The organism is Bradyrhizobium sp. 2TAF24, assembly GCF_052115025.1.
Classification (GTDB): domain Bacteria; phylum Pseudomonadota; class Alphaproteobacteria; order Rhizobiales; family Xanthobacteraceae; genus Bradyrhizobium_A.
The window spans coordinates 138,676-149,303 of record NZ_JBFRFW010000018.1 but is presented as its reverse complement, the minus strand read 5'-3'; the positions used below and the strand labels follow the sequence as shown (position 1 = coordinate 149,303).

Genomic DNA, 10,628 nt, shown 5'->3' with positions numbered 1-10,628 from the left:
TCGCGATCAGCGCTTTTTGGGGCCAACTGCTCAAAAATCCGCAGATGCAGAGATCAAGAATGCCGACGTCGACCAAGACCCTAGACGAGAATTTGAGTGATCTCCGGTCGCTCATCAATGCGGACGCGGCGGAGCTTTCAGCGCGGCTGCGCGCCCAGCAGCTTCGCGACTTCCCGCCAGCGGCGGAGAAGACCATCCGCCGATTCTCGCCGGCGGAGGCCGCGCGCTTTATCGGCATCGCTGAGGGCTATCTTCGGCAACTCGTCTCCGAAGGGAAGGGGCCCCCTGCACCGCCGAACAGCCGTCGCAGTTATTCAATCGAAGACATCGACGCGCTGCGAAGCGACCTCGACAGCACCGGGAAAGGTGCCCGCCGATATGTTCCACACCGGCGGGACGCGGAGGCTCTGCAGGTCATCTCAGTAATGAACTTCAAAGGCGGCAGCGGCAAAACCACGACGGCCGCGCATCTAGCCCAGTATCTCGCGTTCCGAGGCTACCGCGTCCTTGCGATCGACCTCGATCCGCAAGCGAGCCTCTCGACATTGTTCGGGCACCAACCCGAACTCGATGTCGGCGAGAATGAAACGATCTACGGCGCTATCCGCTATGACGCCGAGCGCCGCGAAATGGCAGAAATCGTGCGTGGCACCTACATCCCGAACCTACACATCGTTCCAGGCCAGCTCGAACTCATGGAATTCGAGCATGAGACGCCAAAGGCGTTGATGACGCGCCAGAGCAACGACTCGTTGTTTTTCGCCAGAATTGGCGAAGCTCTGGCCCAGGTCAGCGACGCCTATGACGTCGTGGTGATCGATTGCCCACCGCAACTCGGCTTCCTCACACTCTCCGCGCTCTGTGCTGCGACCGCAGTCCTGATCACCGTGCATCCGCAGATGCTCGACGTGATGTCGATGTCCCAGTTCCTCAACATGACGGGGAGCCTCCTCGACGTCGTCGCCGAGGCCGGCGGCGCAACCCAATACGATTGGATGCGCTATCTGGTCACCCGCTACGAGCCTAGCGATGGGCCGCAGACCACGATGGTCGGTCTGATGCGATCTATCTTCGGCTCACGCGTGCTGACCCACCCAATGGTTAAGAGCACCGCGATCGCCGATGCCGGACTCACCAAGCAGACCCTCTACGAGGTCGAGCGACACCAGTTCACCCGCGGTACATATGACCGTGCCATCGAAGCGCTCGATCTGGTGAACGGCGAGATCGAAGGCCTGATCAAACAGGTCTGGGCCAGGAGTTGACGATGGCGCGCAAGATCAATTTCGATCCACCCACGGCGGACGCCCTGCCGCCCCGAGAAGAACTGCACGAAGCCGCGCCACAGCGCTCACGCCCGCTTCTCGGACTCGAGCGCTCGATCAAGCAATCCAGTGCCCTCGGCGCGATATCGCAATCGCTTGGCGGTATCTCGGAGAAAGTCAAGCGCGCGGAGGAAATCGAGCAGAAGCTTATCGAAGGGCAGGTGATCGTCGACCTCGATCCAGCGCTGATTGATAACTCGTTCGTGCCCGACCGCATGGACGCAACGGAGGAGCAGAACGCAGCCTTCAGAGAGCTCATCCGCCAGCATGGGCAAAACGTACCGATCCTGGTTCGTCCGAAGCCCGGCGACACCGAGGGCTACGAGGTCGCTTTCGGTCATCGCCGCCTGCGCGCGGCTCGCGAACTCGGCATAAAGGTGCGGGCGGTGGTTCGCTCCCTCACCGACGAGCAACTCGTCATCGCACAGGGCCAAGAGAACAGCGGGCGCACCGATCTGACTTTCATCGAGCGTGCGCGCTTTGCGGCGCGGCTCGAGGACCGGAAATTTTCCCGGGAAATCATCATGGCCTCGCTCAACGTCGACAAGGCCGCGCTCTCGCGACTCATCGCGATCGCGACCCGAGTCCCGGCCGCGGTCATCGACGCCATCGGGCCTGCACCAGCCTTCGGCCGTGTGCGCTGGCAGGAACTAACCGATCTCTTGGAGCGAGAGGGCAACCGTGCTCGCGCACTTGAGATGGTCAAGGCCCCAACTTTCGGCGCATGGGACACCGACAAGCGCTTCGAGGCGCTTGCGGATGGTCTGCGCGAAAAGTCGTCACGCGCGCGCGCTGAGACGTGGTCCGCGAAGGACGGAACGCACGCCGCCAAGGTCTCCCGCGCGGGCAAGAAGCTCACCCTGACATTTGACGATCGCGTCGCGCCGAGGTTCGGCGATTTCGTCAGAGACAGGTTGCAAACCCTCTACGAGGAATTCAAAGCCGGCGATCCGCCGGCATGAACCGAACTTGCCTGGTCGGAATGAGCCGGCCGGATCAAGACCACCGCAACTAAGTCGGAGAACCGTAGGCAAAAGAAAAAGGCCCCCGTCACGTCGCCGTTCCGGAAGCCCCTTCTTTGTGTTGGCACTCAAAGAATCACACTTCCGCGAATCACTGTCAAGCGTTTTGGCGCCGTTTCGGCGAGCGGATTTTCTTTGCCCAACTGAGGCGAAGACATGCAGTCACACTCTCCAACGACGCCCTTCGGGCGGCGATCGCTGACGCTTGCCCATGTGGCAAGCCAAATGGGAGCTACGGCGCGGCCCCCTGAAAAGGTCGTGCACAAATGGCATATCTTCCACGCCATCTGTACGGCGCGGCCGCGCCTCGGGGTGTCCGAGCGCTCGCTTTCGGTGTTGAACGCGCTACTGACCTTCCATCCGGAGACGGCACTGACAGGGGAGGACGACCTGATCGTCTTTCCGTCCAACGACAAGCTGACGTTGCGCGCGCACGGCATGCCTGCTTCGACATTGCGCCGCCACCTCGCCGTCCTGGTCGACGCCGGGTTGATCATTCGGCGCGATAGTCCAAACGGCAAACGCTACGCGCGGAAAGGCCGCGCCGGCGAAATCGAGCTTGCCTTTGGCTTCGATCTGTCACCGCTCGTCGTGCGTTCAGAAGAGTTCGAGCACCTAGCGGCCGACATCGAAGCAGAGTCGCGCGCGCTCAGGCTTGTGCGCGAGCGCATCACGCTTTGCCGGCGCGACATCGCCAAGATGATTGCCACCGGCATCGAGGAAGGTGTTCCGACGCGTAGGGGAGGGCAGGGGCCGTCCGATTGGCAAGAGGTCCACGCCACCTTCAGGGCGATGCTAGCCCAGATTCCGAGGACCGCCACGCGTCAGCAGCTCGAGCCGATCGCTGACGAGTTGTCTCAACTCGCCGACGACGTGCTCAATCTTCTGGAAGCACACATCAAATCCAAGAATCCGAGCGCCAATGAGTCCCAGTCTGAGCGCCACATACAGAATTCAAACCCAAACCCCTTAATTGATCTTGAACCGGTCTTCCAAGGAGGCCGGGCGGCGAGGGCTGAGCCAAGCTCTCAACCGTCGCCGGTTGCGGAGGGATCGTATCCGTTGGGAATGGTGCTGGACGGGTGCCCCAGCATTGTCGATTACGCCAAGGGCGGCATTTCGAATTGGCGGGATTTCATGGCGACCGCCGCGGTCGTTCGATCGATGTTGGGAATCAGCCCCAGCGCCTGGGAGGAGGCGCAAACCGTCATGGGCGAGGTGCAGGCGGCGATCGTCGTCGCGTGCATCCTGCAGCGCGGTACAGCGATCAATTCGGCCGGCGGTTACCTGCGCGGGTTGACGCGAAAGGCGCAGGCCGGCGAATTTTCCCTTGGTCCGATCCTGATGGCGCAGATCAATTCGCGCCTGCGCGAAAAGAAGCGGGCCTGATGCGCGGAGTCCGGGTCCGCGCGCTTTGTGGGCCTCGCCACGGGCGACCAGAGCTGATCGCCGCAGTAGGAGGAGGGCCTAGTCTAGCTGGCGGGCGTCCAAGCACCGGAGAACACGTCGGTGAACTTGGACTATGGAAGGTGTCTCGATCGATTACCGACGCAGGATAGATGCAGCTGGATTAGGGAAATCCGGGTGGAACTTTGTCGGGTCGGGCTTGTGTCTAATGACACAAGGTGGTATATTTGTGTCAATTGGCATAGGAGTGGATTTATGAGCCAAATGTTGATTGCGCAGACAGCTGATCCCGCGACAAGCGAAGTGACCCAGGCGGAAGCCGCGGCAATGCTCCGGGCGGTGGTAAATCTCCTCCGGCTTTGGAAAGTAAACGATAGTCAGGCGCGGGTGCTTCTTGGGCAACCAAGTCCATCGACCTTCTATCGATGGAAACGGGGCGAGATCGGTGCGGTGCCACCTGACACCGTGTGGCGCCTCGGAGACCTGATGGGTATCCATAAAGCCTTGCGCCATCTTTTTACAGAACCGGAGCGCGGCTACGCCTGGGTTTCGAGACCTAATACGGCTTTCGGCGGCAAGTCGGCGCTTGATCGGATGTTGGCGGGAGCGCCAAGCGATCTGACGGCGGTCCGCAACTATCTTGACGCCGAGCGCGGTGGCTGGTGACGTCCATTCCGCCGCTTGCCGATGTCGATTGGTCTGTCAGCCATCGTATCATCCGCACGATCTATCCTCCTGTGTGGCTATTCGAAGACATCGCTGATCCCGCCGATTGGGATCTGATTGCGAGCGCCGAGGCGAAGACAAACCCGCGGGTGCGCGATCAAATCGGCGATCTCAGCCTAGTTCCCGTCGAACGGCGCGTCTCCGGTCCCACCTCTAGCCTGGCGATGGCGGCGTTCACCCATGTTTCCCGCGACCGTCCGGGACGCTTTTCCGACGGCAGTTATGGGGTCTGGTATTGTGGTGATCGGTTCGAGGTCGCTTTGGCTGAAACCGCACATCATTTCGAGCGGTTCATGGCACGCACGAACGAACCGCCGGCCGACGCGCAGTATCGCGAACTCAGAGCGCATATCGCCGGATCATTGCATGATTTGCGAAACGGCGGATTCGATGATTGTTTGCAGTCCGATGACTGGAAGCCAGCCCAGCGGCTTGCATTTTCATTGAAGGATTCCGGCAGCGAAGGAATTGTCTATCCAAGTGTGCGCTGGCCGACCGGGCAGGCAGTCGGGTTGTTCTGGCCGAATCTTATCCGCCTTCCTGTCGTTCAGGCGCGAACGCTTCAGTACCATTGGGATGGCACCCGGATGACACGGTATTTCATCATTGGTGAGGCCGACTGGTACGCGCGCCCGACACCTTGAAATGCAGCCGCATGGCTTGACAAAGGATCCTCCGGCGAGTTTTCAATCGGTCGATGATCGTCGCTTTGATGCGCAAGCAGAGCCAAAAAATGCGATCGCGTCATAATGACGGTCCCTAAAAAGCTGTGGCTGATCTGATTTGGGTGACCGGACAGCGGAGCTAAAATGTCGTCACGATCGTTCGCTATTGTGATGGCTTCTGTAGCTGTCCACAAACGGATTGGCCGGTGGCCTCGTCCAATAACGCGGCATCCGTAGCCCGGAGGAGGCAATCATGGCCAATGATAGATCTGGCGCGCTAGATTTTGTGCCGTTCTTCGAACCAGAAGCTTCCGACAATCTCTATCCGGATCGTTTCGTCGCAGGCTTTAAAGGTTCGGACGGTACGCGCTGGGGTGTTGTGCCGCTTGAATGCAGCATCGTCGAACGGGCAGTCTTGCTCAGTATAACGTTCAAACCACACCTAGATTCCAACGGAATGGTGCAGCCGTGGCCGAAAGAAAATGACGACGAGATGTTTGGTGAGATGATGAAGCTTGGTCTGCTTGAAAAGGCCGGTCTCGATGACCTGATCGCGGAAACCCTGGAGGCCGACCAAAATGAGCCGGATCACGGCGCGGACGGCGTTTTACCCGAATACGTCGTGCTGCGCGATCGGCTGCAGAGGGCCCTGTCTCTTGTCGAACGAGAGATCGCGAAGCGTGCGGCCCGAAGTCCAAAGGGTGCGTAGCCAAATAAATTGTTATTCACCGGTGCCAAGCCAAGTTTGGGATTGATCTTGTAGGGCCCATTCTTTCGAATCAACTTCTTCTTCTCCATACTACAGCGGCGCCCGCTCTTCTGGCTTCCATCCCTGGCACCAAGAAGGCGCGCGCACTCCGCTTAGCGTCGCGAACCCATCTGCTGAACATGTTGGTTTGAACCAACAGTCTCAGATAACAGCTTCGCCTTTCGCTCTGTCGCTTTTCTTTTTCCCCCCGGCGCGAATTTGCTGTCAGATCGTCGTCCGTTTTTGCCATCGGCCGACCCTGACTCTTCTGGCAGGGGATTTTGCCCGCGGTCTTTGACATGGTCCGGTTGATCGCCGCGGCGCGGCGCGGTGTTGGTTCAAACCAACACCGCGTGTGGCAGATCCAGCGAACACGCTTAACAGTCCGCTGCATGATCGCAAAATCGCGGTCGCGGCCCGGATGACCATTGATGAAGCAGGCCCATATCCCATTGTCAGGGGCTGACCTATGAACACCCTCGTCATCAACAACCAGAAAGGCGGTGTCGGCAAGACGACCCTCGCCGTTCATCTGGCCTGGTTCATGGCGGAGTCGGGCCGGCGGGTTTTGATGATCGATGCCGACGCGCAAGGCAATGCGACCGACACGCTCAAACGTCACATGGGAGAGACTTCGGCGGCCGATTTGTTCCAGCCGGCGGCGCGGATCGTCGCCAGCGGCGACAGTGGCATCACGTTGGCGCCAGCAGACAGCTCCTTGACCGACGTTGATCGCGGCAGTGCCGCTGCCGTGATGACCCTTCAGCAGAATCTTGTTGCTGCTGCCGAACTGTTCGACACCTGCGTCATCGACACGCCGCCGTCGCTTGGACTTCGCAGCGTGGCATGTCTGGTTGCGGCCTCGCACGTGTTGGCCCCCATCTACCTTGAGGACTATTCCGTGAAGGGAGTCAAAGGCCTGCTGCAGACCGTGATCGGGGTGCAACGGCGTTACGGCCGCGAGGGCATGACCTTCCTCGGCTTGTTGCCATCAAACTTCAACACCAAATCGCCGCGCCAACGAACCCATCTGGAGCAGTTGCTGCGCGAAGCCGGCAAGTATGTCTTCCCGGGACAGATTGTGGCTCGCGACGGCTATGCCGAAGCTGTGGCGGAACGAGTCCCGGTGTGGAGTCTCAAACGCCGTTCGGCTCAGGAGGCCGGCCGGGAAATCCGCGCTGTTCTCGCCAAGATCGAAGAACGGCTCCACGAGGAGATGACTGGTGACGCTCGACCTTAGTTTCAAAGACCTTGCCGACGTCGCTGAAAAGGGAAGCGGCGGCGCCGGGTGCCCGCTTCGCATCCCGATCGACCGCATTGACGAAGACCCAGATCAGCCGCGCCGTGTCTTCAGCGAGCAGGAACTCGATGAACTTTCGGCGACGATCCGCGAACATGGCGTGCTGCAACCTATCCTGGTTCGAAGGTCCAACCAGGAGGGCCGACACGTTATCGTCATGGGCGCGCGCCGGTATCGCGCTGCGCTGCGTGCCGGGTTACAGGAAATCCCGGTATTTTTGCAGGAGGGCGGCGAGCCGGATCGATACGCTCAGATGATCGAAAACGTCCAGCGCGACGATTTGCGCGCCCCCGAGATAGCCGCGTTCGTCGCGAGCCGTCTGGACGCCGGCGACACGCAGGCCGAAATTTCGCGAAAACTCGGCAAGCCAAGAGACTGGGTGTCGCGGTTCGCCTCGGTTCAAAGCATGCCAGAATTTCTTCGGGCGAGGCTCGAGAGCTCGTCGATCCGTGCGCTCTATGAGCTCTACCAGGCTTGGCGCACCCATCCAGAAGCGGTCGAGCGCTTTTGCGCGACGCAGGACAGTTTTACCGATGCGCAGGCCCGCCAGTTGGCCCGAGACTTACGCGCCGAGTCTGATGACTTCAATGCTCAGAGCCAATCGGCTGCTGAATCTTCGTCACCGGAACGACGCGACTTGGCGCCGAGAGCCTCGCTGTGGCGGACGTCGAGCAAGGACAGAGACGCAGATGCGGAAACCGGTGACTCTCCGGCGAGGCTACGTGTCGCTGCACAATCGCGGTCGGCAGCATCCCTGACCATCAAAGTGCGGCATGAGCATCGGACCGGCCAACTCGTTTTGGATCGCATTCCCTTGCAGGGCACCCGCCATGCCGTGGTGTTAGTCGATGGTGCGGAGGAGACGGAAGAAGTAGCCGTCTCGGCGCTCAGGATCGAGGAGATCCTTTCGCCATGAGGTTCTTCTTCTATTGCTATTGGAGCAACGAAGTCTCGCGGCGGGTACCGGTGGAGCGACGTTTCCACCCGAAGGGTGGCGCGTCAGCGCAGCAGCCGAAGGCCGAACGCGCTTCCCATAGCGCCGTAGTGAGGCCGCAGGCTGCTGAAAGGTCGCGGTCCACAACCTGGGAGCCGGTTGTTCAGCCAGCTTGCCGCTGTGCTGGTGCTTCTTTGGCGGCAGCTCTCCCCCTGCAAGCCACTGGCACTGGCCAGTTCTCACTGACAGCTATTGAGCATTCGTCATTTTGCCGGCTGGGTATGGACGGCTTCAAACTCGGGGAATGTTGGTTCAAACCAACACGGAGGGGGTGGTCTCAGCGTTTTCTAGTGCAGGATAGGCTTCGCGCCAGCGATGTATTACATCGCGATTGGGATTGGAGCGGATGGCGCTGATATCGCTTCGAATTCCCGACGATGTCGCGGCGAGCTTCTCGGCTCTAGCGGCGACCGAAGGCGGCAAGTCGGCGCTGTTGCGACGTCTGATCGCAGATGCGCTGAACGCGCCATCGGCCCGCATCGCGTCGTTGCCGGTCGGCCGGCCGCAGAAGGTGACGTTGCGATTTCGCGAGAGCGAGATGCGGCAGCTCGCGGGGGTCTCACAACAGCGCGGCATGACCCGAACCGGCTGGATTGTGGCACTTGTGCGCGCAAGATTGGGATCGCCGGTGCAGCATTCTCCAGACGAGCATGCCGTCCTCCGCGCCATTGTTCGGGAACTCAATAGGATCGGCGGCAACATCAACCAGATCGCGCGCGCGGCGAACGCCAGCGCGTTGCAGGGCAGGGCGGTCGAACCTGATCTGTCCGTGATCCACGATGCGAAGACCGTGATTGAATCGGCGCTCGCGCAATTGCGTGGTGCCCTCGACGGCAACGCCGATTATTGGGAGACGCGACGGTGAGCGGGCGCCGTCGACCACCGCAGCCCAACCTGGTCGCCGAATTGCCGCCGATCTCGTATGTGTGGGAAACACCCAATCGGCGGCCCAGGCGGCCGGAGTGGGACATTCCCGATCCGTCCGTTCCCCGGGGTCTCACGCCGGCGATGCGTGCGAAGCTCGAACGCATCGTGAGCCGAGTGCCGGAGGTGATGGTCAAGATCACCGGCCGCACCAAAAGCGTGGCGCATCTCAAATCGCACCTCGCCTACATCACCAGGAACGGCGAGCTTGACGCCGAAACAGAGCAAGGCGCGGTGATGATAGGTCGGTCCGGTTTGAAAGACCTGCAGCAACGGTGGGAGGACGATGCTGTTCTCGACGACAAGCGCCGCCGCGATGGGTCGCTTTCGATCAACATCATCCTGTCCATGCCGGCGGGAACTGACGCGGTTGCGGTCAAGGATTCGGCGCGGGCGTTTGCGATTGAAACCTTCGGGGACAATCACGACTACGTCTTCGTCCAGCACCTCGACGACAAACACCCCCACGTCCATCTGACCGTTCAGTCTTTGGGCTATGACGGCCGGCGTCTCAACCCACGTAAGGCAGACCTTCAGGCCTGGCGCGAACGGTTTGCCGGAGAGCTTCGGCTTCGCGGGATTGCGGCGGAGGCAACACCGCGACGAACCCGAGGACGAACTCGAAAAGCCGACCGCGGGGCGGTGCTGGCCTTGCGTCAGCGAAAGATCACGCCCGAGGTCGATCGGCTGGCGCGGGAGGAGGTTCTCCGCGAGGTGAGGGGTGGCAAGACTGCCGAACGTCCCTGGGCCGACCGGATTAAGTCACGCCAAGGCGCGATCCGGCAGCGGTATCTCGACTACGCAGCTGAGCTGCAGCGCTCTGGGACGGCGCCCGATGACGCGCTCGCGCGGCAGATTCGTCAGTTCGTCAAGGACATGCCCGCGGTCGAAACCCGTCGCCACGTGCTGAAGAGGGAGCTTTCGGAGCTTGCCGCGAGCAGGGCTCGCGGCGCTGAGCAGATTGTTGATGCGGATCGGCGCCGCGATGGGCGAGACCACGATCGCCGGAAATAGGCCATCGACGCTGTTGGAGCCAAACCGGTCAATCCCCGTTAGAGCAATTTTCGAGAACTTTCGAGACGGCTCTCACTGCCGGCAACACCGGAATATATCCCAGTTGCTTTTCCAGGGCTGCGAACCTCTGGCCGGACGCATCCAATCTCGCCGTCGCTTCGGTCAATTCGTGGCTCACTTCGCTCAGTCGGGCGACCGCAGCTTGGCACGTTCGAAAAAGATTGTGCCTAAGCGATGAAGTGCAGTCTTCAACGATTGCGCGTTCGATATCGCTGACCATTTCTGTCATGACCCGACGCGCGGAATCTTCCTCTTGTTCCAGGGTCTCAACCTTGAGAAGGTCTTCGCGATATTGTTGCATCGCCTCGATAGTCTTCCTTTTGAGGTTCGGATCATGGTTCATTGTCGTATCTCGCTGTAGGACCGTTCGAGCGCTATTAAACGCAGTTTTGAGCAAACGAACGTTTAACGCTCGCCGAGCGTTCGCCTGTACCAACTCTCGG

The 10,628-nt window shown here is 60.6% G+C and carries 11 protein-coding genes; 10 read left to right on the top strand and 1 reads right to left on the bottom strand.

Annotated features, from left to right (window positions below):
• Positions 1-59: 59 nt before the first annotated feature.
• The 10 genes from repA to AB4Z37_RS25880 all read left to right on the top strand — a co-directional run bounded on the left by repA (position 60) and on the right by AB4Z37_RS25880 (position 10,125).
• Entirely contained in the window at positions 60-1,265 is a 1,206-nt protein-coding gene (gene repA, locus AB4Z37_RS25925) for a plasmid partitioning protein RepA (protein ID WP_441519583.1), read from the top strand.
• Positions 1,266-1,267: 2 nt separating this feature from the next.
• Positions 1,268-2,287 (top strand): plasmid partitioning protein RepB, encoded by a 1,020-nt coding sequence (gene repB, locus AB4Z37_RS25920; RefSeq protein ID WP_441519578.1) that lies wholly within the window; start codon positions 1,268-1,270, stop codon positions 2,285-2,287.
• Between the two features lie 216 nt (positions 2,288-2,503).
• The gene (repC, locus tag AB4Z37_RS25915; protein ID WP_441519577.1) at positions 2,504-3,736 is read left to right on the top strand and encodes a plasmid replication protein RepC; all 1,233 of its coding nucleotides are present in this window, start codon (positions 2,504-2,506) and stop codon (positions 3,734-3,736) included.
• 273 nt (positions 3,737-4,009) lie between these two features.
• Positions 4,010-4,420 carry an antitoxin Xre/MbcA/ParS toxin-binding domain-containing protein gene (locus AB4Z37_RS25910; RefSeq protein WP_371422619.1) on the top strand — a complete coding sequence of 137 codons (411 nt, stop codon included), beginning with the start codon at positions 4,010-4,012 and terminating at the stop codon, positions 4,418-4,420.
• Positions 4,417-5,124: an RES family NAD+ phosphorylase gene (locus AB4Z37_RS25905; protein ID WP_371422618.1), complete on the top strand. Its 708-nt coding sequence runs from the start codon at positions 4,417-4,419 to the stop codon at positions 5,122-5,124. Before AB4Z37_RS25910 ends, AB4Z37_RS25905 begins: the two co-directional genes overlap by 4 nt.
• A gap of 274 nt (positions 5,125-5,398) precedes the next feature.
• Entirely contained in the window at positions 5,399-5,854 is a 456-nt protein-coding gene (locus tag AB4Z37_RS25900; protein WP_441519576.1) for a hypothetical protein, read from the top strand.
• 508 nt (positions 5,855-6,362) lie between these two features.
• Positions 6,363-7,133 carry a ParA family protein gene (locus AB4Z37_RS25895; RefSeq protein ID WP_441519575.1) on the top strand — a complete coding sequence of 257 codons (771 nt, stop codon included), beginning with the start codon at positions 6,363-6,365 and terminating at the stop codon, positions 7,131-7,133.
• Positions 7,117-8,109, top strand: a complete 993-nt coding sequence (locus tag AB4Z37_RS25890; protein WP_441519574.1) for a ParB/RepB/Spo0J family partition protein — start codon at positions 7,117-7,119, stop codon at positions 8,107-8,109. Before AB4Z37_RS25895 ends, AB4Z37_RS25890 begins: the two co-directional genes overlap by 17 nt.
• A gap of 424 nt (positions 8,110-8,533) precedes the next feature.
• Positions 8,534-9,052, top strand: coding sequence for a plasmid mobilization protein (locus AB4Z37_RS25885; protein ID WP_441519573.1), 519 nt, complete (start codon positions 8,534-8,536; stop codon positions 9,050-9,052).
• Complete coding sequence (locus tag AB4Z37_RS25880; RefSeq protein ID WP_441519572.1) at positions 9,049-10,125, top strand: relaxase/mobilization nuclease domain-containing protein; 1,077 nt, start codon at positions 9,049-9,051, stop codon at positions 10,123-10,125. Before AB4Z37_RS25885 ends, AB4Z37_RS25880 begins: the two co-directional genes overlap by 4 nt.
• Before the next feature lie 28 nt (positions 10,126-10,153).
• Here the strand turns inward: AB4Z37_RS25880 and AB4Z37_RS25875 are convergent, their stop codons facing one another.
• The gene (locus tag AB4Z37_RS25875) at positions 10,154-10,528 is read right to left on the bottom strand and encodes a hypothetical protein (RefSeq protein ID WP_441519571.1); all 375 of its coding nucleotides are present in this window, start codon (positions 10,526-10,528) and stop codon (positions 10,154-10,156) included.
• Positions 10,529-10,628 lie beyond the last annotated feature (100 nt).